This is a genomic window from Nonomuraea phyllanthi, from assembly GCF_006334985.2.
In the GTDB taxonomy this organism is placed as follows: Bacteria; Actinomycetota; Actinomycetes; order Streptosporangiales; family Streptosporangiaceae; genus Nonomuraea; species Nonomuraea phyllanthi.
This window is the reverse complement of sequence record NZ_VDLX02000002.1, coordinates 647,686-670,667: the sequence shown is the minus strand read 5'-3', so window position 1 is coordinate 670,667 and position 22,982 is coordinate 647,686. Positions and strand designations below refer to the sequence as shown.

Annotated in this window: 27 protein-coding genes; 13 read left to right on the top strand and 14 right to left on the bottom strand. The window is 71.7% G+C overall.

The window, feature by feature from the left end; genetic code table 11:
• Positions 1 to 20 precede the first annotated feature (20 nt).
• Positions 21 to 2,063: a glycoside hydrolase family 2 protein gene (locus tag FH608_RS08620; protein ID WP_139629813.1), complete on the top strand. Its 2,043-nt coding sequence runs from the start codon at positions 21 to 23 to the stop codon at positions 2,061 to 2,063.
• Positions 2,064 to 2,081: 18 nt separating this feature from the next.
• Here the strand turns inward: FH608_RS08620 and FH608_RS08615 are convergent, their stop codons facing one another.
• On the bottom strand, positions 2,082 to 3,284 hold the full coding sequence (locus tag FH608_RS08615; protein WP_139629812.1) for a hypothetical protein: 1,203 nt from the start codon (positions 3,282 to 3,284) through the stop codon (positions 2,082 to 2,084).
• Between the two features lie 185 nt (positions 3,285 to 3,469).
• Between FH608_RS08615 and FH608_RS08610 the strand changes: the two genes are divergently transcribed.
• Together FH608_RS08610 and rraA are read left to right on the top strand one after the other, a co-directional pair.
• Positions 3,470 to 4,054 (top strand): hemerythrin domain-containing protein, encoded by a 585-nt coding sequence (locus FH608_RS08610; RefSeq protein WP_226899157.1) that lies wholly within the window; start codon positions 3,470 to 3,472, stop codon positions 4,052 to 4,054.
• A gap of 113 nt (positions 4,055 to 4,167) precedes the next feature.
• On the top strand, positions 4,168 to 4,638 hold the full coding sequence (rraA, locus tag FH608_RS08605) for a ribonuclease E activity regulator RraA (RefSeq protein WP_139629811.1): 471 nt from the start codon (positions 4,168 to 4,170) through the stop codon (positions 4,636 to 4,638).
• Positions 4,639 to 4,744: 106 nt separating this feature from the next.
• Here the strand turns inward: rraA and FH608_RS08600 are convergent, their stop codons facing one another.
• Entirely contained in the window at positions 4,745 to 5,743 is a 999-nt protein-coding gene (locus FH608_RS08600) for an iron-containing redox enzyme family protein (protein WP_139629810.1), read from the bottom strand.
• Positions 5,740 to 6,819: a carboxylate-amine ligase gene (locus FH608_RS08595; protein ID WP_226899156.1), complete on the bottom strand. Its 1,080-nt coding sequence runs from the start codon at positions 6,817 to 6,819 to the stop codon at positions 5,740 to 5,742. Before FH608_RS08595 ends, FH608_RS08600 begins: the two co-directional genes overlap by 4 nt.
• Positions 6,820 to 6,944: 125 nt before the next feature.
• Here FH608_RS08595 and FH608_RS08590 point away from each other — a divergent pair, with 125 nt between their 5' ends.
• Positions 6,945 to 7,622 carry a HemK2/MTQ2 family protein methyltransferase gene (locus FH608_RS08590; protein ID WP_193318300.1) on the top strand — a complete coding sequence of 226 codons (678 nt, stop codon included), beginning with the start codon at positions 6,945 to 6,947 and terminating at the stop codon, positions 7,620 to 7,622.
• Positions 7,582 to 7,893, top strand: coding sequence for a CDGSH iron-sulfur domain-containing protein (locus FH608_RS54310; RefSeq protein WP_394367657.1), 312 nt, complete (start codon positions 7,582 to 7,584; stop codon positions 7,891 to 7,893). The genes FH608_RS08590 and FH608_RS54310 overlap by 41 nt, the downstream gene beginning before the upstream one ends.
• On the opposite strand, the gene FH608_RS53765 is transcribed toward FH608_RS54310, so the two are convergent.
• The 3 genes from FH608_RS53765 to FH608_RS08575 all read right to left on the bottom strand — a co-directional run bounded on the left by FH608_RS53765 (position 7,860) and on the right by FH608_RS08575 (position 9,285).
• On the bottom strand, positions 7,860 to 7,994 hold the full coding sequence (locus tag FH608_RS53765; protein WP_263008713.1) for a hypothetical protein: 135 nt from the start codon (positions 7,992 to 7,994) through the stop codon (positions 7,860 to 7,862). The genes FH608_RS54310 and FH608_RS53765 overlap by 34 nt on opposite strands.
• Before the next feature lie 99 nt (positions 7,995 to 8,093).
• Positions 8,094 to 8,654: a hemerythrin domain-containing protein gene (locus tag FH608_RS08580; RefSeq protein WP_139629808.1), complete on the bottom strand. Its 561-nt coding sequence runs from the start codon at positions 8,652 to 8,654 to the stop codon at positions 8,094 to 8,096.
• Positions 8,655 to 8,829: 175 nt separating this feature from the next.
• Positions 8,830 to 9,285 (bottom strand): SPW repeat protein, encoded by a 456-nt coding sequence (locus FH608_RS08575; RefSeq protein WP_139629807.1) that lies wholly within the window; start codon positions 9,283 to 9,285, stop codon positions 8,830 to 8,832.
• A gap of 227 nt (positions 9,286 to 9,512) precedes the next feature.
• On the opposite strand from FH608_RS08575, the gene FH608_RS08570 reads away from it, so the two are divergent.
• From FH608_RS08570 to FH608_RS08560, 3 genes are read left to right on the top strand one after another with little or no spacing between them, the layout of a single operon-like run.
• Positions 9,513 to 9,878: a DUF488 domain-containing protein gene (locus FH608_RS08570; RefSeq protein ID WP_139629806.1), complete on the top strand. Its 366-nt coding sequence runs from the start codon at positions 9,513 to 9,515 to the stop codon at positions 9,876 to 9,878.
• Entirely contained in the window at positions 9,854 to 10,939 is a 1,086-nt protein-coding gene (locus tag FH608_RS08565) for a tellurite resistance/C4-dicarboxylate transporter family protein (RefSeq protein ID WP_139629805.1), read from the top strand. The genes FH608_RS08570 and FH608_RS08565 overlap by 25 nt, the downstream gene beginning before the upstream one ends.
• 52 nt (positions 10,940 to 10,991) lie before the next feature.
• Positions 10,992 to 11,720, top strand: a complete 729-nt coding sequence (locus FH608_RS08560; protein ID WP_139629804.1) for a FadR/GntR family transcriptional regulator — start codon at positions 10,992 to 10,994, stop codon at positions 11,718 to 11,720.
• On the opposite strand, the gene FH608_RS08555 is transcribed toward FH608_RS08560, so the two are convergent.
• From FH608_RS08555 to FH608_RS08525, 7 genes are all read right to left on the bottom strand, one after another.
• A complete protein-coding gene (locus tag FH608_RS08555; RefSeq protein WP_139629803.1) occupies positions 11,721 to 12,611 on the bottom strand; it encodes a phosphotransferase family protein in 891 nt (296 codons plus the stop codon).
• A 62-nt stretch (positions 12,612 to 12,673) separates the two neighbouring features.
• Positions 12,674 to 13,534 (bottom strand): ABC transporter permease, encoded by an 861-nt coding sequence (locus FH608_RS08550; protein ID WP_139629802.1) that lies wholly within the window; start codon positions 13,532 to 13,534, stop codon positions 12,674 to 12,676.
• Positions 13,494 to 14,327, bottom strand: a complete 834-nt coding sequence (locus FH608_RS08545) for an ABC transporter ATP-binding protein (protein WP_139629801.1) — start codon at positions 14,325 to 14,327, stop codon at positions 13,494 to 13,496. The genes FH608_RS08550 and FH608_RS08545 overlap by 41 nt, the downstream gene beginning before the upstream one ends.
• A gap of 58 nt (positions 14,328 to 14,385) precedes the next feature.
• Positions 14,386 to 14,841: a MarR family winged helix-turn-helix transcriptional regulator gene (locus tag FH608_RS08540; RefSeq protein ID WP_139629800.1), complete on the bottom strand. Its 456-nt coding sequence runs from the start codon at positions 14,839 to 14,841 to the stop codon at positions 14,386 to 14,388.
• A 74-nt stretch (positions 14,842 to 14,915) separates the two neighbouring features.
• On the bottom strand, positions 14,916 to 15,194 hold the full coding sequence (locus FH608_RS08535; protein ID WP_139629799.1) for a hypothetical protein: 279 nt from the start codon (positions 15,192 to 15,194) through the stop codon (positions 14,916 to 14,918).
• A gap of 5 nt (positions 15,195 to 15,199) precedes the next feature.
• Positions 15,200 to 15,661, bottom strand: a complete 462-nt coding sequence (locus FH608_RS08530) for a hypothetical protein (protein WP_226899153.1) — start codon at positions 15,659 to 15,661, stop codon at positions 15,200 to 15,202.
• Positions 15,662 to 15,678: 17 nt separating this feature from the next.
• The gene (locus tag FH608_RS08525; RefSeq protein WP_139629798.1) at positions 15,679 to 16,023 is read right to left on the bottom strand and encodes a DoxX family protein; all 345 of its coding nucleotides are present in this window, start codon (positions 16,021 to 16,023) and stop codon (positions 15,679 to 15,681) included.
• A gap of 146 nt (positions 16,024 to 16,169) precedes the next feature.
• Between FH608_RS08525 and sigJ the strand changes: the two genes are divergently transcribed.
• Positions 16,170 to 17,078 (top strand): RNA polymerase sigma factor SigJ, encoded by a 909-nt coding sequence (gene sigJ, locus FH608_RS08520; protein ID WP_139629797.1) that lies wholly within the window; start codon positions 16,170 to 16,172, stop codon positions 17,076 to 17,078.
• A gap of 422 nt (positions 17,079 to 17,500) precedes the next feature.
• Here the strand turns inward: sigJ and FH608_RS08515 are convergent, their stop codons facing one another.
• The gene (locus FH608_RS08515; protein ID WP_139629796.1) at positions 17,501 to 18,721 is read right to left on the bottom strand and encodes an SGNH/GDSL hydrolase family protein; all 1,221 of its coding nucleotides are present in this window, start codon (positions 18,719 to 18,721) and stop codon (positions 17,501 to 17,503) included.
• A 183-nt stretch (positions 18,722 to 18,904) separates the two neighbouring features.
• On the opposite strand from FH608_RS08515, the gene FH608_RS08510 reads away from it, so the two are divergent.
• From FH608_RS08510 to FH608_RS08495, 4 genes are all read left to right on the top strand, one after another.
• Entirely contained in the window at positions 18,905 to 19,972 is a 1,068-nt protein-coding gene (locus tag FH608_RS08510; protein ID WP_139629795.1) for a trypsin-like serine peptidase, read from the top strand.
• Positions 19,973 to 20,100: 128 nt separating this feature from the next.
• Positions 20,101 to 21,324, top strand: coding sequence for a cytochrome P450 (locus tag FH608_RS08505; RefSeq protein ID WP_139629794.1), 1,224 nt, complete (start codon positions 20,101 to 20,103; stop codon positions 21,322 to 21,324).
• Positions 21,325 to 21,368: 44 nt separating this feature from the next.
• Complete coding sequence (locus FH608_RS08500; RefSeq protein ID WP_139629793.1) at positions 21,369 to 22,040, top strand: TetR/AcrR family transcriptional regulator; 672 nt, start codon at positions 21,369 to 21,371, stop codon at positions 22,038 to 22,040.
• A 105-nt stretch (positions 22,041 to 22,145) separates the two neighbouring features.
• Positions 22,146 to 22,964: an SAM-dependent methyltransferase gene (locus FH608_RS08495; protein WP_139629792.1), complete on the top strand. Its 819-nt coding sequence runs from the start codon at positions 22,146 to 22,148 to the stop codon at positions 22,962 to 22,964.
• Positions 22,965 to 22,982 lie beyond the last annotated feature (18 nt).

Genomic DNA, 22,982 nt, shown 5'->3' with positions numbered 1-22,982 from the left:
CCGTCATGAAAGAGAGCGCAATGACGCCGCGTGCGGAATATCCCCGGCCCCACTTCGACCGGTCGCACTCCTGGTCGAGCCTGAACGGCGAATGGGACTTCCGGGCCGACACCGATCCCGGCTGGACCAGGACCATCACCGTGCCCTTCGCCTGGGAGACCCCCGCGTCGGGCATCGAGGCCCACTGGCTGCCCGTGGCCTGGTACCGCCGCCGGATCACCGTCCCCTCCGCCTGGGCGGGCCGGCGGGTCGTGCTGCACTTCGGGGCCGTGCACCACGAGGCCACGGTCTGGCTCAACGACGTCGAGGTGGTCAGCCACCGGGGCGGCTACACGCCGTTCGAGGCCGACATCACCGACGCCCTGCGCGGCGACGGCTCCGGGGAGGTCGTGGTGCGGGTCTCCGCGCCGCCGGACAAGCGGGAGATCGCGCACGGCAAGCAGCGCAGCATCCCGCGCGACGACTTCGACGGCGTCTGCTTCACCCCGTCGTCGGGGATCTGGCAGAGCGTCTGGCTGGAGGCCAGGCCCGCCACGTACGTGGCCGCGCTGAAGCTGCGCCCCGCGGAAGGACTGGACGCCATCGAGGTGGAGGCCCGGATCGCGGGGCCGTCGGCGTCCGCCCTCCGTCTGACCCTGCGCGGCACGGACACGACCGTCGAGATCCCCGTTACGGAGGGCGTCGCGCGGGCGGTGCTCCCCGTCGCCGATCCGCGGCTCTGGTCCCCCGACGACCCGCACCTCTACCACGTGGACGCCCGCCTGACCTCGGCCGACGGCACCGACGAGGTGGCCGCGTACACCGGTCTGCGCCGCATCGAGGCGATCGGCGAGGACCTGTATCTCAACGGCCGCCGCCTGTTCGTGCGCGGCGTGCTCGACCAGGGCTACTGGCCGCGTACGGGCATCACCGCCCCCGACGACGCCGCGCTCCGCCACGACCTCGAACTGGCCGCGCGGGCGGGCTACAACCTGGTGCGCAAGCACCTCAAGCTGGAGGACCCCCGCTTCGTGCACCACGCCGACGTGCTCGGCATGCTCGTCTGGGCCGAGCCGGCCGCGACCGGCCGCTTCTTGGACGAGTCGGTGGCGGCGTTCGAGGAGCAGATCGCGCCCATGGTGGAGCGCGACGGCAACTCCCCCGCGATCGTCATCTGGGGCCTGTACAACGAGGAATGGGGCCTGGACTGGGACATCCCGGGCGACCCGGCCAAGCAGCGGGCGGCGGCGCACGCGTACGAGCTGCTCAAGGCCCTCGACCCCACCAGGCCGGCCGTTGACAACTCCGGCTGGACCCACGTCAGGACGGACCTGCTCGACTGGCACTACTACGACGAGTCCGCCGCCTCCTGGGGCAGGACGGTGGCCGCGCTGATGGACGGCGAGCAGGACGACTTCCCGGTCCGCCTCGGGCCCGACTACGTGGTGCGCAAGAAGCTGGCGGGAGCGCCGTCGCAGCCGCTGCGCGGGCTGCCCAACCTCAACAGCGAGTACGGCGGCGGCTTCACCTGCGTCCAGCGCGCCTGGCACCTGCGCTGGCAGACCCAGGAGCTGCGCCGCCACGACCGCCTGGCCGGCTATGTCTACACCGAGCTGTACGACATCGAGCACGAGTCGGCGGGCCTGCTGGACTTCGAGCGCCGGGCCAAGGACCTGGCCGGCGTCGACCCGGCCGACGTGAACGCCGCCACCACGCTGGTGCTGGACGTCGTCCCCGTCGCGCCCGGCCGTGACCTGCTGAGCGAGGCGCGCGAGGTGACCGTGCCCGTCCGCGTCTCGCACCACGGCGCCGAGCCGGTCAACGGCCACCTGCACACCGCCTGGACCCCGGTCTTCGGCCCCGCTCCCGCCGACCCCGGCCCGCGGGGACCGTGGATCGAGGCCAAGCCGTTCGAGCTCAGCGGCCCGGCCGGCGTGCGCGCCGCGCTGCCGGACGGGTGGACGAGCGGGCGCCTGCACATCGCCCTGGTGAGCGGCGGCCCCGGCGGCACCGTCGTCGCCCGCTCGGCCGTGGACGTGGACACCCACACCGCCCCCGTCATCGGGGACGATCCGAGCGCCTGACGGGGGCCGCGCGCCCCGTCAGCGGTGTTCGGCGAGGCTGCCGACGGGGTGCTCGCCCTCGGTCTGCAGGCGGTACTCGCGGCCCGACTTGGCCCGGTTCTCCTCGATGACCCGCTCCGAGGGCGCCTTCTCGCCACCCATGATCGCGTTCTGCATCTTCTCGAAGCGCTCGTGGGCCTCCTGCACGTATCCGGTGCCCAGGGTCGTGTAGTCGATCTGGGTGGCGATCAGCTCCCGGATGTAGCCCTTGTTCGGCTCGAACGTCACCGGCGCGGGCAGTTCGGGCGCGCACACCTGCTCGGGGTCGCGCCCGTCGTGCCGCTTGAACAGCTCCGCGGCCAGCCGCAGGTGCTCCAGCTCCATGTTGAGGTGCAGCTCCCAGATGTTCTTCACCTTCGGGTCGGACTCGGTCTCCATGAACGAGTGGTACAGGTAGCACTCGTTGTACTCGTGGTTGAGCAGCATCTCCCACCAGCTCTCCCCCGGATCCACCAGGGACTCGTAGTGGGTGACGTGCTCCTCCTCGATCAGCCCGATCTCCTGGTAGAGCTGGCGGGCGATCGGCTCCATGTACATCGGGCCGACGTTCATGTAGAAGTTCATCGTCTGCTGCTCGGCCGACATGATCGTCAGCGCGTGCAGCTTGGAGATCGGCGCCGCGGAGTTGCGGTCGTACGGTTCGCGCACGTTGTCCATCGGGTCCCGGTGATGCAGATACGTGGGCCGGCCCGGCATCACCTCGGTGAGCTGGTCCACGATCTTCTCCGCCTTGCGGTGCTCGATCATCTCGTACAGGTTCGCGTACCGGTACAGGTGGTCGAAGTCCTCCAGCACGCCGAACTGGTAGGCCTGCTTGAGGTAGGCGTCCGGCTCCATCCGCGCCACCCACGCCGTCAGGTCCACCGCCACCTGCTCGTAGGCGAGCGTGGTCTCCAGCACCGACGACACGCCCGGCAGCAGCCAGTTGACCGCCTTCTGCTGCTGCGCCTCGATGTACCGCACCCGCGCCAGCTGCTGCTTGAGCTCGATGTCCGGGCAGTGCCGCGACATGTGGTGGCTGAAGAAGACCGCCTCCGTCTCGATCCCGTTCATCGTGATGATCCGGCAGCGCGTGTACGGGTCGGCATGGTCGGGATCGATCGGCATGACGTTCAGCTCCCGCCAGTTACGCAGCTGATCGTCCAGCGGGATACCCCGCTCGCGCAGTGGGTTGAAAGTCATGTGCGTGTACTCCCTCGTGGTGGTCGGCCGGGCGCGCTGTCCCTACCCGAGGCTTCCCGGGGCAGCCCCAGCGTGCTCCCGTGGAAATCCATGGCTTTGGTAAGACCTGTCCGCGCCCGATCGGGTACGGGCGTGTTCACTCCGCCGCTGGGTAGCCCACGCCCCGTACCCGAAAGGAGCCGCGTATGACCAGCCACAAGACCGCGCCCGAGACCATGGAGGAAACGGACGTCATCGACCTGCTGCTGGCCCAGCACGCGATGATCCGGGACCTCTTCGACGAGGTGGAGGAGGCCCCCGCGGACCGGCGGGGTGAGGCGTTCACCCGGCTGGTGCGGCTGCTGGCCGTGCACGAGACCGCCGAGGAGGAGATCGTCCACCCCTTCGCCCGCCGCAAGATCGACGGCGGCGACGCCGTGGTGGACGACCGGCTGGCCGAGGAGAACCAGGCCAAGCAGCTGCTCACCCGGATGGACTCGGCCGGCCCCGAAGCACAGGACTTCATGGCCAACCTGCGGAAGCTCCGCACCGACGTGGAGGAGCACGCCCGCAGCGAGGAACGGTACGAGTTCATCCAGCTACGCGCCCACACGAGCGAGGCCGAGCGCCGCGCCATGGCCGCCGGGGTCAAGGCCGCCGAGGCCATGGCGCCCACCCACCCGCACGCCGGCACCGAGTCCGCCACCAAGAACCTCCTGGTCGGCACGCCGATCGCGATGATGGACCGGGTCCGCGACGTCATCCGCCAGGCCACGGGGAAGAGCCACTGACACGTTTCAGGAGGTGAGCAGGGCCGCGCAGCACATACGTTGCTCGCGGCCCGTCACTCCGAGCCCGTCCGCGCCCTCCCCCGGGAGGAACGGCCGGTAGGAAGGGTTTCACCATGACCGTCGTCACCGCGGACCTGTACGACGAGCGCGGCGACCAGCTCGACTCGTGCGACCTGCAGCTACGCCAGTACGGCGGCCGCCGCGCCTTCGCCGGGACGATCGCGACCGTGCGCTGCCACGAGGACAACGTCCTGCTGAGGTCCGTGCTGGAGGAGCCCGGCCGGGGCCGCGTGCTGGTGGTGGACGGGGGCGGCTCCCTCCACGCCGCCCTGATGGGCGACGTCATCGCGGGCCTGGCGGTGGGCAACGGCTGGGCGGGCGTGGTGATCAACGGCGCCGTACGCGACGTCGCCGCGCTGCGCGAGCTGGACCTCGGCGTCAAGGCCCTGGGATCCAACCCCCGCAAGAGTGCCAAGCAGGGCACCGGCGAGCGGGACGTCCCCGTCACCTTCGGCGGGGTCGTCTTCCGGCCGGGTGCCGAGCTGTTCAGCGACGACGACGGCATCCTGGTCACCCGCCGCTAGGGGCATCTGGGCCCTGCGGTTGACATGGAGGCCGGGGTGACGGGGCCGGGGTGACGGGGCCGCTCAGCCGGGAGCCGGGCGACGGGCGACGGGCGACGAGGGCCGGTCAGCCGCGGGCGGGTGTGGCGAGAGGCGAGCCCGCGTCGCCCGCCAGCAGGGAGCCGTGCCCCGCGCGCCAGCTCGCCAGCAGGTGCTCGCCGAGCCGCTCCTCCAGCAGCTCGGTCGCCTGGACGCCGAAGACGACGTCCCTGGCAAGGTGCGGCTCGCGATGCAGCAGGTCGCCGATGACGTCGCGCCGGAGCACCTGCTCGTGCACGGCGTCGGCCTCGATGTGCTCGCTGTAGAAGACCGCCTCGACGCCCAGCCGCCGCAGCGCCTGGTCCATCCTGCGGGCGCTGGGAGCGGTGGTGATCTCCGCCGCGGCGAAGTGGCCGACCATCGCGGCGCGCAGCGCCCGGTGCAGGCCGAACATCGACATCAGGTTCACGGTGGCGAGCATCCGGGCGGGCACCACGTCCAGGTAGGCCCCGTATGTGGAGTCCAGGCCGAGCGCGTCCATCAGGTCGGCGAACAGCCGGGAGTGCATGCGTTCGGCGCGCCCGCCGCCGAACTCGTCGTACTCCACCGCGACCAGCGCCGTCTTGGCCCGCCCCTGCAACCGGGGGATCACGAACGCATGCGGATCTGCCTCTTTAAGGTGATAAATCGACCGATGGATGACGAACTCGCGCACCTGCCACAGCTCGCCCTGGTCGCGCAGATAGTGCGACACCCCTTCGCCGTCCACCGGCTCGACCAGCAGCTTCTCGGTCGCCGCGGAAACGTCGTCGCCGCCCCGGGTGTCCGACCGCAGCCGCACCAGGAACGCCCTTTCCAGCTCGGCGCGGGCCGCGAGCAGCCCCGGCTCCCACTCCCATTCGGCCGCGACCCCGTCGAACCCGCGATAGTGCAGCTCGTAGCAGACGTACAGGGCCAGTTGCAGGTCCTCGCCGTACGGATCGCGCTCGGCCCGCGGTAGCCGCCCGACCGTGCCGGGGCTGCGTGCCAGCGTCTCGATCACGGTCTCCGACAGCGGCCCGCGCGGGGTCGGCAGTGTGCTGCTCATGTTTCCTCCTGCGATACCGACAGCAGGTCCAGCAGGGCACGCGGCCCGTGGCTCGCCGCCTGGCGCTGCCTGGCGGCGCCCGAGCCGGCCCGCGCCAGCAGTCCTTTCACCTCCACCAGGTCCCCCGACTCCTCAAGCGCCGGCGTGACCCAGCCCACGAGGTCGTCGAGCAGCCGCGTGGCGGGCACCCGGCGTTCCGCGACCACGTCCACGCCGCTGCCGTGCAGCCCATGGCGGGCGGCGCTCCACACGGCGGCCGCGCACACCTGCGCCCCCGCTCTGGGGCCCTCCCGGCCGGCGGCCAGCTCGTTCAGCGCCGTCCGTACCAGCCCTCGGGACAGCGCCGCCTGCAGGACCGCCTCGTCGACGGTGGTGACCGCGTCCGCGGCGCGTACCTCGACCGTCGGATAGAGCGCCGACGGGCGGGCCAGCCAGAACGTCATCGCCTCGTCCACCAGCACCCCGCACTCCACCAGCCGGTCCACCTCGCGGTCGTGGGCGGCCGCCGAGGCGAACCACGGCGGGACGCCGGAGCCGGGGAAGCGGAACTGCTGGACCATGCGCCAGCTCGCGTACCCGGTGTCGCGCCCGCCGTCGAACGGCGAGTTGGCCGAGAGCGCCAGCAGGGTCGCCAGCCAGGGCCGCAGGTGGTTGAGCACCGCGACGGCCGTATCCCGGTCGGCCACGCCCACGTGCACCTGGCACGCGCACGCCTGGTAGTCGCCCACCACGTCCCCGTACATCCGCGCGATGCGCTCGAACCGCTCCCCCCGGCTGATGACCGCCTCGCCCCCGGCAGGTCCCGGCGTCCCCGACGCCACCAGCGACAGCCCCTCGGCCGCGCACGCGCGGGCCAGCGCGGCACGTGCCCGGCTCAGCTGCTCGCGCAGCTCGCCGAGCGTGCGGCAGACGCCGGTCGCGGCCTCGACCTGGGTCCGAGACAGCTCCGGCTGGTAGGCGCCGCCCTCGTACGGGTACGCGCCCACGCGGGCCAGCACCTCGCCCGCCTTGGCGGCGGTCCGCCCCGAGACCGCGTCCACCAGGAGGAACTCCTCCTCCACTCCCAATGTCGCCACCGCACCTCCCCCGCGCATGCCCGTTCCTCCTACCCCCGCCCCACCGATCATGCGTTCGCACCGGGACCCGTACGGCGCGCCGTCGAAGCCCGTTTTGTGTGTCCGTTTTGAGGTAGTTCGCCAGTATGTTGCTGCTGAGACCCCCCGGCGTGTACCGGCCCCAGAGCGACACGACGATGCTGTCGGCGGCCCTCGGCCTGCTGGACCTGCCACGGGGAGCGAAAATCCTCGACATCGGCACCGGCACCGGCGCCATCGCGATCGACGCCGCCCGGCGCGGGGCGGCGCGTGTCACCGCCATCGACCTGTCCGTCCGTGCCGTCCTGGCCGCCTGGTTCAACACCCTCGTCCGCGGGCTGCGCGTACGGGTGATCCGCGGCGACCTGTTCGCCCCCGTCGAGGGCGAGCGCTTCGACGTCATCCTCGCCAACCCGCCGTACGTACCCGGCCACGCCCGGCCACCGGCCCGCCACAGCCGCGCCCTCGCCTGGGACGCCGGACTCGACGGTCGGCGGCTGCTCGACCGGATCTGCTCCGCCGCGCCCGCCCACCTGTCGAGCGGCGGAACCCTGCTGCTGGTCCAGTCGGCGCTCAGCGACGTGCGGGAATCGCTGCGCCGGCTGCGCGCCGCCGGGCTCGACGCCCACGTCGTGGCCCACCGCCTGGAGCCGTTCGGCCCGGTCATGCGGGCACGGATCGCTCGCCTGCAATCCCTGGGACTGACCCTGCCGGGGCAACGACACGAGGAACTGGTGGTCATCCGTGCCGACCGAACCGACACCCGCCGTGCCGACGCCCGCTGAGGGCTCCCCTAGCGAGACGCCGACGCCGAGGTCGGCGCCGCGTCAGACGACGCGCGTCACGTACGTCAAAGACGGCCCCATCCTCGTCGAGGGCCCGGTGGAGATCACCTTGGAGGACGGGACGACCGCCCGGTCCGATCGGTTCGTGGTCGCCCTGTGCGCCTGCCGCAGGAGCAAACGCCATCCGTTCTGCGACACCAGCCACCGCGCGCGCCGCCGCGGGGCCGACCGGAGCGGTCAGCCCGCTCCGGACGATTCGCCGCGGCCGTAGCCGGGGAAGTCGAGCCGCAGCACACCCAGGTGGTCGCCGTGCTCGGTGCCCTCGACCGTCGCCGGGGACGCGTCCCGTTCGCCGGCCCACTGCCGGATCACGTCGTGGTCGGTCGTGACCAGACTCCTGCCGGCCCGCTCGGGCTCCTCCTCGCACGAACGGCGCCCCGCCGGGTGGCGAGGCGCCGTTCGGCGAGGGGGTCAGCGTCCCCGGCCGGTGATCGCGTCGCGGATGCGGTCCACCAGCCCGGCACCGGGCGCCAGCAGCTTGTTGCCGGGCGGGGTGTCGGGCGCGGACGGGTGCGGACGGGTGGGGGCCGTCTTCTTGGCCCGCTCCACCTTGCCGCCCAGGTCGACCAGCTGCTCGGGCGGGCAGGACTCGCGCAGCCGGGGGAACAGGTCGTTCTCCTCTTCCCTGATGTGGTCGCGGATCTGGCTCATGAGGAGCCCCATGGTCGGCCAGAAGTCGTTGTCGCCCGGTTCCAGCCCCTCCAGCCGCTTCATGGTCTCCTCGGCGTCGGCGTGCTCGGCGATCTCCTGGTCGGCGAGCTTGCCACCACCCGGGACGTGCTGGCGTACGGCCGGATAAAGGTGCTCCTCCTCGGCTATCGAGTGCCGTACGAGCTCGATCACCACTTTCTCGGCCAGCGTCTTGGCCTGGTCGCTGATGCCGCCCTTCATGTGCTCCAGCTCGGAGAACATCTGCTCGACCTCGCGGTGGTCGGTGACGAGCACCGCGATCACGTCCTGCTGGGTGTCCATGACGGCCTCCCTCGGGGGTCGGATATTCCGCTCCATGCCTCGTGCCCGAGGACAGCGGGCGAAACATCCGCCGCCCCGGCGGCCCCGGACGCCGGCTCCTGCCTCTGGACAGGGCTGTGCCCCTTCTCGATCCTTCGGGAAGGGGCACAGTCGGCTTCTTGTGACAGGCCCGCCATCACCGGCGCTGCCGCTTCGACATCGCGCCCAGCGCCGTCGCCGCCAGGCCGACGCAGAGGATCACGAACCCCGTGGCGACGTTGTTGGCGATCGCGCCGACGCCGCCTCCATGCGGAGGCAGGACCCAAGGGGCGATGATCGTCCAGATGCCGATGATCGGGATGACCCAGGCGAGCCCGTGCATGCGACCGTAGGCCGAGGCGATGCCGCCCGCCAGGATCGCCAGGGCGACGCCCGTGATCAGGTTGTTGATGGTCAGGGTCGTACGCGGAAAGAAGCCGACCACCCATGGTGAGATCGCGAGATACAGACCACTGAGGAGAGCCAGACCGCTCACGGACTGCCCCGCCGGGCTCTGCGCCGCCTGGTCGAAGCGCGAGCGCATCTCGGCTATGTCGGGGTGCTGGCCCATGTCGTAGGTCGGATGGGTCGGCCGGGTTGGACGTTCAGCCATTCCCCACACCTCACCTTTCGTCTCGTGTGGAGGGTTTGATGCAAAACCTCTGCCCACGCCGTCACGCCAACACGTCCGCCGGGTTCAACGTTTGGCCAAATCGCTTGCATGGCGCTTGGTGCCCGGCCCGCCCGCCAGGGACGGCGTGATCAGCCGTCGCTAGAATGGGGACCCGGAAGCATCCTTCGCAGGAGTCGGTTGGGACTCGTCGTTTCGGGGGTGAGGTCATGGCCGGCCAGATCACCTGTCGCAGGGTTTACGAGGAGACCTCCCCTGACGACGGCAAGCGGGTGCTCGTCGACCGCGTCTGGCCGCGCGGCCTGAGCAAGGAGGCCGCCCATCTCGACGAGTGGCTGCGTGACGTCGCGCCCTCGACCGAGCTGCGCCGCTGGTACGCCCACGAGCCCAGCCGCTTCGCCGAGTTCCGCCGCCGCTATCTCGCGGAGCTGCGCGACCCCGGCCACCGCGAGGCGGCGGGCCATCTGCGCGAGCTGGCCGGGCACGACGACGTCACGCTCCTGACCGCCACTCGCGACGTGGACCAGAGCCAGGCCGCCGTCCTCGCGGAGTGGCTGGCCGGCGGCGGCTCCTGAGCCCCGGGCGCGACCCGGTCGCCGAGGCGGCCGGGCGATGGGCGGTCCTGAGCTCGGCGGCGAAGCGGCATCTCCATCCGGGCGCGTTCGCGTTCGTCATGGCCACCGGCATCGTGTCGGAAGCGCTGGACCTGGCGGGCGCGCGGGTGGCCTCCGCGACGCTGCTGGCGGTGGCGGGTGCCGGGTTCGTGGCGTTGCTGCTCGCGTACGTGTGGCGGCGCACCTGGCGGGCCGGCGAGTTCGTGGACGGCTTTCCCTCGCTGGCCGTCGCGGCGGCCTCCAACGTGCTGGCCGGCCGGATCCTGGCCGCCCACCACGTGCCGCTCGCCGTGGTGCTGCTGGCGTTCGGCGCGGCCGTGTGGCTGGTGCTGAGCTACGCCGTACCGTTCCGGCTCGCCACCGGCGGGGAGCGGCACCAGCCCAACGGGACGTGGTTCATGTGGGTGGTCGGCACCCAGTCCGTCGCGGTCGCCACGTCGGTGCTCGCCCAGCTCGTCCCCGGCCCAGGTCTGATCGTGGCGGCGTCGGTGTGCTGGGCGATCGGTCTCGTGCAGTACGTCCTGATCGCCGCGATCGTCCTGGGCCGGCTGCTGGCCCGGCCGGTCGCGCCCGAGGACCTCACGCCGCACTACTGGATCTTCATGGGCGCCGCCGCGATCAGCGTGCTGGCCGGGGCGGAACTGCTGCACCTCCCGGAGAGCGGCGGGCTGGTGCCGCGCGAGGTCGTCGCCGGGCTGTCGTTCGTGCTGTGGGCGTTCTGCAGCTGGCTCATCCCGCTGCTGGTCGCGCTGGGCGTGTGGCGCCACCTGCGCCACCGCGTGCCGCTGAGCTTCGAGTCGGGCCTGTGGAGCATGGTCTTCCCCATCGGCATGTACGGCGTCGCGACCCGGGAGCTCGGGCACTCGACGGGAACCGGATGGATGACCGCGCTGGGCGGCGGCGAGGTCTGGGTCGCCACCGCCGTCTGGCTGCTCGTCCTCCTCGCCATGGCCAAGGCGACATGGCGCTTCCTCACGGCGAACCGGCCCCCACGTCGGCCGGGGCCGCGGCCCACCTCCTGAGCCCGCACCAGGCACCGGGTCCACGCCGCTGATCGGGTTTTAGACTGGCCGGATGACTACCCGCGAGCCGCGCGCATCGCAGTCCGACCTCGTGGTCGAGGGCATCAAGCGCATGATCATCGAGGGTGTGCTGGCGGCGGGTTCCCGCCTTCCCGTGGAGAAGGACCTGGCCGCCCAGCTCGGCGTGTCGCGCGGCTCGCTCCGCGAAGGGGTGCGGGCCCTGGTCATCACCGGCGTGCTGGAGACCCGGCAGGGCGACGGCACCTACGTGACCGCGCTCGACCCGGGCATCCTGCTGAGCCCCATCGGGTTCCTGGTCGACCTCCACCGGCCGGAGACCGTCGCCGACCTGCAGGCCGTACGCCGGGTGCTGGAGACGGAGGCCGTGGGGCGCGCCGCGATGCGCGTCACCGAGGAGGAGCTCGACCGGGCCGAGCAGATCCTCGCATCCATGGAGCTGCTGCTGCGGGCCGAGCCGATCGACCACGAGGCCGTGATGGACGCCGACATCACCTTCCACCGCGTCATCGCCGCGGCGTCACGCAACACGACCCTGGAAGCGCTGATCGAGGCGCTGGCCAGCCGAACCGTGCGGGGCCGCCTGTGGCGCGCCATCAACGCGGAGGGCGCCGAGCTCGCCACGCACCAGGAGCACCGGGCCATCCTGGATGCGCTCAGGAAGCGCGATCCCGACGCGGCGCGCCTCCGGATGGGGGTCCACCTGCTGGCCGTGGAGCAGTTCCTCTCGACGCACCAGGGCTCCGTGGCCCTGGCCCAGTAGTCACCCGAGGGCCCGCGGCCGGAGCCGTTCGTACAGCTCCAGGACGCGATCGGCGGCGGCGTCGCCGCGGGCCGCGTCCGGCGCCTCTGACAGGAAGACCAGGGCGAGCATCAGGGCCGCGTCGAGCCGGCAGAGCAGCGCCGGTGCGTCGCCGTCCGGCGGTGGCTCCCCGTAACCGGCGCGCAGGGCGTCCAGGTCCAGGCCGTTGTCCGGCAGCCGGGCGTACTCGCCGAGCCGCCCGAACTCCAGCACGGGGTCGCCGCGCAGCGCGTTCGACCAGTCGAGCAGGGCGGACACCTCGCCGGCCCGGCACCGTACGTTGGGCCGCCGTACGTCCAGGTGCAGCAGGCTGCCCTCGCCCAGCGCGGCGGCGGCCGCGGCCAGGACGCTCCCCGGCGGCGCCGCCGGCCAGTCCTGGCGGAGCCGCCCGACTTCGGCCCAGCGCCGCAGCACCCTCCGCACGAGGAGGCGGGCGGCCGGCATGCCCTCCGCCGCGACCAGCGGCGGACCGGGCGGCGCGAGCGCGTGCAGCCGGGCCAGTACCCCGCCCAGCCGGTACGGGTCGAGCGGCGATCCGTCGTCGGGCACGTACGCGCTGACCAGGATGTCCGGCACGTCGGGGGACGAGGACAGGATCAGGTCGAGCGGCGCGGCGGCGGGCAGCCCCCGCGCCAGGACGAACCGGGCAAGCCGCCGTTCCTGCACCAGAAGCGCCCTGGTGTCGACGAGGGGATCGTTCGCGTTCGAGTCGCAGCGCCGTCCCGCCACCCGGACGGCGACCTCGGCGCCGCCCATGCGGCCGCGGAACACGGAGAACTCGAGTCCGCTCCCGAGCGGTTCGAGCCGGGTGACACCGCGCGCCGCGAGCAGCTCGGCCAGTCCCTCCATCACGGCCACCATGGTGCCCGAACCTGACCCGGCCGCACGAAACCGATCGATTGCACGGCGAGAGGTCAGCGGGCCAGGCGGCGGAGGAGGGCGGAGGCGGCCGTGATGCCGGCGACCGCGGCGGCGAGGAGGACGCCGACGTCCAGCGGCAGGTGCGCGGGGGTGCCGAGCAGCAGGCCGCGCAGCGCGTCCACCTGGTAGCTGAGCGGGTTCACCGTGCTGATGGCCTGCAGCCAGGCGGGCATGGCGGTGGTGGGATAGAGCGCGTTGGAGGCGAAGAAGAGCGGCATGGTGATGGCCTGGCCGATGCCCATCAGCCGGTCGCGCGTCAGGACGATCCCGGCGATCGACATCGACAGGCAGGAGAAGAACGCCGAGCCGAGCACCACGACCACGATCACCCCGGCCAGCCGCAGCGGGTTCCACGTCATGGCCACGCCCAGCAGCGCGGCGATGACCACCACCACGACCGCCTGGATCACCGCCTTCACCCCGGCCGCGAACGCCTTGCCGGTGACCAGCGCGGGGCGCGGGGTCGGCGTGACCATCAGCTTCGTCAGGACGCCGGAGTCGCGTTCCCAGATGATCTGGATGCCGTAGAAGATGGCGATGAACATCGTGGACTGGGCGATGATCCCGGGGGCCAGGTAGTCGAGGTACGGCACGCCGTTCGTCGGGATCGCCTGGATGCGGGTGAAGGTCTCGCCGAAGACCAGCAGCCACAGGGCCGGCTGGATCGCGCGGGTGTACAGCTCGGTGCGGTCGTGCCGGAGCTTCTGCAGCTCCACCACGCACATCGCGATCACCCTGGCGGGCAGCACGCGCCATCGCGCCCGCTCGGGCGGCGGGGTGGTGAGCAGGTCCAGGCCGGTGCCGCGCGGGCGGTCAGCCGACGCGGGAGGCGGTGTTGCGGGCTCGCCGGACATCGCGGAACGCGCCTCCTTCCTCGTTCAGGTCGCTGCCGGCGACGTCCCTGAAGACGTCCTCCAGCGTGGGCGCGGACTCGTCGCCGCGGCGGGCGCGCAGCTCCTCGGTGAGCTGTCCCGGGGTGCCGATCGCGCGGACGCGTCCCTGGTGCATCAGCGCCACCCGGTCGCAGTACTGGTCGGCCTCGTCCATGTAGTGGGTGGTGACCAGGACCGTCATCCCGGTCGCCGCGCGTACCGCCTGGATGTGCTCCCACACGCCGGCGCGGGCGATGGGGTCGAGCCCGATGGTCGGCTCGTCGAGGATGAGCAGCCGGGGTGCGCTGACCAGCGCCTGGGCCAGCTCCAGCCGGCGCACCATGCCGCCGGAGTACGTCTCCGCCAGCCGGTCGGCGACGTCGGCGAGCCCGACCGCCTCCAGCGCCTGCGTGACGCGGGCGGCGCGCTCGCGGCGGGGGATGTCGAAGACCCGGGCGAACAGCGAGACGTTCTCGCGGCCGGTGAGACGGCTGTCGGCCGACAGTTGCTGGGGCACGTACCCGAGCAGGCGGCGCACGGCCATCGGCTCGGTGGCGGCGTCGCGGCCGAAGACGCGGACCATGCCGGACCGTACCGGCAGGAGCGTGGTGACGCAGCGGATGGCGGTGGTCTTGCCGGCGCCGTTGGGGCCGAGCAGGCCGAAGATCTCGCCGGACGCGACCGAGAGGTCGAGATCGTCCACCGCTCTGGTCTGGCCGAACGAATAGCGCAGGCCCTCGCAGGTCAGGGCAGAGGTGAAGGATTCGTCGGTCATGGCCGGCCGACCTCCTCCGGCAGACCGTCGCGGGTAAGGGTACGGGTGAGGGCGTGGGTCATGGGTGAGCCACCTCCTCCAGCAGGCTGTCGGCGAGTTTGCGCAGGGCCGGCACGGCGGCGGCGAGCGCCTGCCTGTCGTCCTCGTCGAGCCGCTCCACGTGTGCCCGTACGAGCGCGGCGCGGCGCTCGCGCCAGTCGCGCAGCCGGGCCTCCCCCTGCGCGGTGAGCAGCAGCCGCGCCGAGCGCCGGTCGTCGTGGCCGGGCTCACGGTGCAGCAGCCCGTCGGCCGTCAGCTGGTTGACCATCGTGGAGACGGAGTTCCCGGCCAGGTACAGCTCCTTGGCGGCGGCCGACACCCCGATGCCGGGAGTGGCGCCGACCAGGCGCAGCAGCTCAACCTGGGCACCTCGCAGGCGCGGGCCCGTCACGCCGGGACGCAGCCTGCGCCGGACAAGTCGCTGGATGCCCGACATGACGGAGATCAGGGACTCTGGAAGGTCCGGTGGGCTCATGTGCAGAATATTACCTCTGCTAACGAGTTATTGATAGAGAGCCCGCCCTACCTGCGCAAACCCCGCAGGAGGTGTCAGCACGCGTGCTTGACGACACTCCTGCGCTCGTTGACGCACTGCCTGCCATTCGCGTAGTTCGCGCCGCTGTTGACGTTGTTGCTCTTGACCGAGCCGTTGGCGTTGGAGAAGTTGCCGCTGTTCAGGTTGCGGCCCTTGGCCCGGTAGTTGCCGCTGTTCCAGGTGTTTCCGCTGTTCTTCGGGGCTCCGTCAGCCGTCGCGGGCGGGGACGGCGCCACGGCGAGGGCCGCCACCGTCACCACGACCGCTCCGCTCCTCCGCAGCCAGGCCCGCATGCTCGTCACCCGCCGACCGCCGAGCCCGACTGGGATCCGTTGGCGATGTTGGCACCGCTCCCGACGTTGTTGCTGTCGTTGGAACCGTTGGCGTTGGAGAAATTGCCGCTGTTGATCGGATTCCCCTCGCTCCGGTAATTTCCGCTGTTCGTGGAGTTCCCGGAGTTCTCCGGGCCATTGATGCACGTCGTCGGGGAATTCGGCGACGGCGAGTTGTAACTGATCAGGCGATTTCCGCAGAGCACGCCGGGGAGCGCCTTGATCACCGTGCCGAGGTCCGCGCCGACCAGCCTGGTGAGCAGGGAATCGTCCCGTGGCGCGGCGGCGGCCGGCGCGACGGTCGCAGTCAGCAGCGCGCCGCATCCGACCAACGTCACCACGGCGATCCGTACGAGTGCCCGCAACCCGTCCCCCTCATGATCCGATCTCCGCCCGACGATAGCAACGCGGCCGGTGAATGCGTTCACCCCGACGCGATGGCGAATCAAAGAAAAGAGAAAACCGAGGCTACGGCGAGCGCGAGAAAGGCGATCGGAAAGGCGATCTTGGCGTAGGCCCGCGCCCGTACATGTGCGACGATCGCGCCGACGAAGAACAGCACCAGCCCGCAGGCCGCCATGAGCCCGATCACGGGCACGCCCAGCAGCCCGAGCAGCAGACCGGCCGCACCCGCGGCCTTGAGCAGGGCCAGCGCGGGCAGCCACGACAGGGGCACGCCGACGTCGGCGACGTTGGCCAGCACGAACTTGGCACGGGCGAAGTCGGCGGCGGCGACGCCCGCGTTGGCGGCAATGGTGACGATGGCGATGACGGCCATCGTGACGGTCATCTCGGTCATGGTCGTCCACACTCCCCAGTCGTCGGAGAACCGTTCCGGAGCATGACGACGTGGCGGCCCGAAGTGTCAGGTCCTCACACCTCGGGACGGCGTTTCGTCATTACCGCGTGAGGAGTGCACAGGCGGAAGATACGAGCATGACAGTGGCGACGGCGGATCGAGGGCTGCTCATGGGCCTGGCCTACCGCCTGCTGGGCTCGGTGCAGGAGGCGGAGGACGCCGTCCAGGAGGCCTACACGCGGTGGTACGCGCTGCCTGATCGGCGCAGGGCCGAGATCGGCTCCCCCACCGGGTGGTTCGTCACGGTGGTGAGCCGGATCTGCCTCGACGTGCTCGGCTCCGCGCGGGCCAGGCGCGAGCGGTACGTGGGCCAGTGGCTGCCCGAACCGGTGCCCGACTCGGCGCGGTGGACGAGCCAGACCGTCCACGACAGCGCGGCCGACCCGGCCGAACGGGTCTCACTGGACGAGTCGATCAGCATGGCGCTGCTCGTGGTGCTCGAATCGATGACCCCGGCCGAGCGGGTCGCGTTCATCCTGCACGACGTGTTCGCGTACACGTTCCCCGAGATCGGGGAGATCGTGGGCCGCTCGCCGCAGGCCTGCCGCCAGCTCGCCTCATCCGCCCGCCGCCGCGTCCGCGAGCGCGGCCACGACCGGGTGCCTCCGGAGGAGCACGCCCACATCGTCGCCGCGTTCAGGTCGGCGTGGGAGAGCGGCGACCTGACAGCCCTGGTCGAGCTGCTCGATCCCGACGCGACCGGCGTCACCGACGGCGGCGGCGCCGTCAGCGCGGCCGTCAACCCCATCGAGGGAGCCGAGCGGATCGCCCAGTTCCTGCTCGGGGTGCGGCGGCGGCAGCCCGACCTCGCCGTACGGACGGCCGTCGTGAACGGGCAGGCCGGGCTCGTGGCCCGCGACGCGGCGGGGCGCACCCTCGCCGTGGTCTCGGTCGACGTGGCGCGCGGCCTGGTCAGGCGGGTCTGGGCGATGCGCAACCCCGCCAAGCTCACCACCTGGCCACCGGAGCGCCCGGGACAGGCGTGAGCGCCGCCTCCCGGCGAACCGCCCGGAGACCGGCCTGAGCGCCGAGCATCCGGAAAAGGCGTGAGCGCCGCCTCCTGGCGTAACGGTGGAGGCGGCGCTCACCAACTACCATCCATGGGCAGTTGTCCTAGCGGCCCCTGGAGGGGATGCGCCTGGGCGGCGCGATCGGGCGCTGCGGCATCTTGGGCAGTTGCCGCGGCACGGGCATCCCGGGCCGAATCTTCTTGGCTGAACCGTGGGCTGAACGAACTCGCATAAGGAGGCTCCTCTACGTAACTCGCGACGCGGCTCGTGGAAGGCCGCTCGACACGCACAGCTGCCGCGTCTGGATGGACTGAGGCGGTTTCGCTGCTGAGTGCGAATTACAGGTAAAGGCGCATGTCACACAACGTACGGGTGTGCCCCGGCCTGGCGCAACCGAATTAATCCCGCTGCCGGATCAGCAGCCGGGCCGGGAAGGCATCGGCCAGCGCCCGGTAGCCGGCGGGGCTCAGGTGCAGGTGGTCGCCCACGTCGTAGGCCGCGACCAGGCGGCGCGGGTCGCCGGGGTCGCGGGCGGCCCGGTCGAAGTCGATGACCGCGTCGAACCCGCCCCCGTCGCGGATCCACTCGTTGACCGCCTGGCGGGCGGCCTCGCGGTGTCCCTGGTCGTCGTCGTAGAAGCTGCCGGCGAACGGCGTGAGCGTGGCGCCGTACACCTGGATGTGCTGGGCGTGCGCCCGCGTGATGATCTGGTCGTACGCCGCGATCAGGTCGTCGGCGACCTTCTTCTGGGCGTCCTCGGTGGCCTCCGCCGTGCCGAGGTCGTTGACGCCCTCGAAGACGCCCAGCCACGCGACGCCGCTCTGCGCCAGCACGTCGCGGTCGAGCCGGGCCAGCGCGGCAGGGCCGAGACCGTCGTTCAGCACGCGGTTGCCGCCCGCGCCCTGGTTGGCGATCGCCACGCCGGCGGTGCGGGGGTCGGCCCGGAGCCGGTCGAAGAGCTGGTCGGGCCAGCGGTCGTTGCCGTTGGTGGTGGAGCCGCGCCCGTCGGTCAGCGAGTCGCCGATCAGGGCGAGCGTCGCGGCGCCCGGAGCGGCCCAGACCTCGACGCCGCTGAGGAAGTACCAGTGCTCGACGGGGGTGGCGCCCGTCAGCACGGCGGCCTCGGCCTGGTTGCCGGGGGCGAGGTAGGAGGTCGTACGCGAGCCGGGGTGCGAGGTGATGTCCGTGCCCGCCTGCCCGTCGGCGAGGTGGAGGGTCACGCTGAGCACGGTGCCCGGCGGCAGCGCGAGGTCGAGCGGGTCGGACACGAACTGCGCGCCGGCGGGCACGACTGCCGACGGCCTCCCGTGGAACGTCACCGGCCGGAGGCTCCCCGGCTGGATCGCGCTCACCCCGGCCAGGCCGCCGTCCGGCAGCGCCACGGTCACGCGGGTGATGGGCAGCGGCGTGCGGCCGAACGCGTTGGAGAGGCGCAGCCGCAGCCGCGACCCGCCCGCCGTCACCCGTACGGTCTGCCGCACCGTGCTGTCGGCCAGGACCGGGCCCTCCCCCGCGTACGGCGCGGGCGGGAGGTTGTCAGGCTCGGTGAGCTGCGGCATCGCCGTCCAGGTGGCGATCCAGTGCCCGGCCTCGTCCGGCACCTCGACCTCGCTCTCCATGCCGCCCGAAACTTTCGGGCAGATCTCGAATATTTACGTACGAGCCCGCAAAGTATGCCAGAACACCGAGGCCAGGGGCGCGGCGCGGCATTGATGCCGTATCCGTATGTCCGTCCGTTGAGACATATGGAGATCCCCGTACGTACCTCCAAACGCCAGGATTCCGGTTTCGGGAGGTACGTCATGCACCGTAGAGTCGTCCTGCTCTCCACCGCCGCGATCGCCGTGGCCGGCGCCCTAGTGCCGGCGGGCTCGGCCCAGGCCGGCGCCTCGAACGGTTTCGACCGCAGGCCGGTCGGGTGGTCGGCGGCGGACTCCTGGTCGGAGGCCACCACCGTCCAGCGCTATTGGACGTCGCGGCGCATGCTGGCGGCGCAGCCGCTCGACACGCCCGCGCCGCGCCGCGGCAGCCGCTCGGGCACGCCGTCCGAGGGCAGCCCGTGGGCCACGCGCGGCGCCGCCCGGCCCCTGCACAGCACCCGGGGCATCACGACGCATGGCGCCGCCTGGTCGGTCCCCGCCACCCGGACGGTCAACGCCCAGCAGGTGGCCGCCGTGCCCAACAGCCCGGGGCTGCGCTGGACGGACGGCGGCGCCGTCGTGCGCACCACCGGGCGGGTCTTCTTCACCACCGCGGAGGGCGGCAACGCCTCCTGCTCGGGTACGGCCGTGACCAGCGCGAACGAGAGCGTCGTGATGACCGCGGGGCACTGCGTGAAGCTGAACGGCGCCTCGCACCGCAACTGGGTGTTCGTGCCGGGCTTCGACCGGGGCCGGAGCCCGTTCGGCATGTGGGTCGCCACCAGGCTGCTGACGACGCAGCAGTGGAACGCCCGCGAGGACATCAACTTCGACGTCGCCGCCGCCGTCGTCGCGCCGCTGCAGGGGCGGACGCTGACCGACGTCGTGGGCGGGCAGGGCGTGGCGTTCAACCAGGCGAGGGGACGGCAGATGTTCTCCTTCGGCTATCCGGCGGCGCGGCCGTTCGACGGCTCCCGGTTGATCTACTGCAGCGGGCGCACGTTCAACGACACCGTCATGACGCAGGACCAGGGGCTGCGCTGCGACATGACCGGCGGGTCGAGCGGCGGCCCCTGGTTCCAGGGCTTCGACGAGTCGACCGGCCTGGGCTATCTGAACTCCGTCAACAGCTTCAAGTACGACTTCGCCCAGAACTTCATGTTCGGCCCGTTCTTCGGCGACGAGGCGATGGCCGTCTACCGGGCGGCCCAGAGCTCCGACACCCTCTGACGTCCGATCACCTGTCCGGCGACTGACCATTACCGAAAAATCTGGTAAAGGGCATTTACAAGGCGATTGCCACTAATAAGGCAGTCGCCTTATATTCGAGTGGTCACGCCCGCCAGCTGGAGGACAGGATGACTGCTGACGCGATCCCGGAGTTCCCCTTCGACCGTCCCACCGCCCTGGAGCCGCCGCCGCAGCTGGCGGAGCTGCGGGACAAATGCCCCGTGGCGCACGTACGGCTGCCGAGCGGCGACGTCGCCACGCTGGTCACCCGATATGAGGATGCCCGCACGGTGATGGCGGACCCGCGCTTCAGCCGCAACCTCGCCAGGGAGGGCGCCGCCCGGCTGTCCACCACCGAGGACGGCGGCCTGTTCAGCCGCCGCAGGGAGGGCACCACCGACATCAACGAGGGCGCCGGCCACATGCGGTGGCGGCGGCTGCTCAGCCGCTGGTTCACCGCGCGCAAGATGGAGGTGTGGCGGCCGAGGGTCCAAGCGATGGCCGACGACCTGCTGGACGCCATGCTGGCCAAGGGCTCGCCGGGCAACCTGTCGGCCGGGCTGGGCCTGCCGCTGCCCGTGCGCGTCATCTGCGCGCTGGTCGGCGCGCCGAGCGAGGACCAGGACAAGTTCGCGCACTGGTCGCGCACCATGCTCACGCTCACGCGCTACACGCAGGAGGAGGTCGACCGGGCCCACCGGGAGTTCACCGCGTACGTGTCGGACCTGGTCGACCGCAACCGGGCCGACCCCGGCGACGACCTGCTCAGCGAGCTGACCCAGATCTCCGACGCCGAGGACGGCCGGCTCAGCCAGGCCGAGCTGATCGCCACCGTGCGCGGGCTGCTGCTGGCCGGGCACGAGACGACCTCCAACATGATCGCGATCATGGCGGCGATGCTGCTCTCCGACCGGCGCCGCTTCGAGGCCGTGATCGACGACCCGGACCTGATCCCGGGCACGGTGGAGGAGGTCCTGCGCATGGACAGCACGCTGTCGGCCATCGGCGGGGTGCCCAGGTTCATCACCGAGGACGTCGCCCTGGGCGAGGTCACGGTGCCCGCGGGCACCACGCTCATCCCGAACGTGCCCTCCGCCAACCGCGACCCGGACAAGTTCGACGACCCCGACCTGTTCGACCCGCGGCGGCCCAACGGCAGCCAGCACCTCACCTTCGGCGCGGGCCGCCACTACTGCCTCGGGCAGCCGCTGGCCAGGCTCGAACTGCAGGTCGTGCTGGGCACGCTGGCCAGGAGGCTGCCGCAGCTGCGGCTGCGCGACTCCGCCGACAGCCTGCGCCTGCGCACCGGAGGGATGTCAGGGGGGTTGCAGGACGTGTGGGTCACGTGGTGACCTGGTGATCCTCGGGGGACGGTGCGGACAGAAGGATCGGTCACATGAAAGTCAGCGCGGCGGTCGCCTCGCCGTCCCCCCGTTCGACGCGCGCCAGGGACAAGCTGATGCACGCCGCCGAACGGCTCTACGCCGAGCACGGGTTCGCGAACGTGTCGATCAGGATGGTGGGCGAGGCGGCGGGCCAGCGCAACAAGTCGGCCGTCCAGTACCACTTCAGCACCCGTGACGAGCTGATCCAGGCGATCCTCGCCCGCCACGCCGCCGCCATGGACACGCACCGGATCCCGATGGTGGCCGCGCTGGAGGCGGCGGGCGAGGTGTCGCTGCAGGAGTGGATCACCTGCGTCATCGAGCCGACCATCGAGCACCACATCGAGCTGGGCACGCCCTCCTGGTACGGGCGCTTCCTCGCCCAGACCGTCGTCGAGCCCTCCCTGCGCGAATACTCCGTGCAGGCGCACCTGCGGACGCCGTCGTTCCGCCGCCTGGAGAAGCTCCGCCCCTCGCGCAGGCACGAGCGCGACCCCGAGGTGGGCGCCCGCTCCGCCGCCATGATCCGCCTGCTCGTCGTGCACATGTGCGCCGAGCTCGAAGGCGACCTGGCCGAGGGGCGGGCCGACCCGGCCGGGGCCGAGCAGTCGTGGCGGCGGCTGGGCGCGCACCTGATCACGGCGATCTGCGGGCTCAGCACCGCCCTCCTGGAGAACGCGTAGGCGTCCGGCCGGCCGGCCGGCGCGAATGACACCGCCGGGCCCGCCTGGTAGAAAGGGCAAAAGCCTGCAGAAGGCGACATATCAGCTTAAGAGGTGAAGCTTGTCGTGACCGATGACTCACCCCTGGACCCCGCGCTCCTCTCCAGGATCGACACCAGCAAGCCCCATCAGGCCCGGGTCTGGAACTACTGGCTGGGCGGCAAGGACAACTACCCCGCCGACCGGGAGCTCGCCAGGAAGCTGCGGGACATCTACCCGGGCATGGAGGACATCGCCCGCCATTCGCGCGTCTTCCTGGGGCGGGCCGTACGGTATGTCGCCGGAAAGCACGGCGTCCGGCAGTTCCTCGACATCGGCACGGGCCTGCCGACCGTCGACCACACCCACGAGGTGGCCCAGCGGGTGGACCCGGCCAGCCGCGTGGTCTACGTCGACAACGACCCCCTGGTGCTGGTGCACGCGCGGGCCCTGCTGTCCAGCGACCCCCGCGGGGCCTGCGACTACATCGAGGCCGACGTGCGCGAGCCGGGCTCGATCCTGGAGTTCGCCGCCGGGACCCTCGACTTCGACCGGCCGGTCGCGCTCATGCTGCTGGGCGTGATGGGCACCGTCTTCGACGACGACGAGGCGTACGCGCTGGTGCGGCGCCTGATGGGCGCGCTGGCGCCGGGCAGCTACCTGGTCTTCGAGGACGGTACGAACACCGTCAAGCCCGACGCGGCGGCCGAGGCCGAACGGCTGCGCGACAAGGGCGAGGTGTACGAGTACCGGCTGCGCACCCCCGAGGAGATCGCCCGCTTCTTCGACGGGCTGGAGCTCGTGGAGCCGGGCATCGTGTCGGTCTCCCGCTGGCGGCTGGAGTCGGACGTGTTCGGGCTGCCGCCGGAGGTGGACGCGTTCTGCGGCGTGGCACGCAAGCCCTGACCGCGCGCGGCCTGCCGT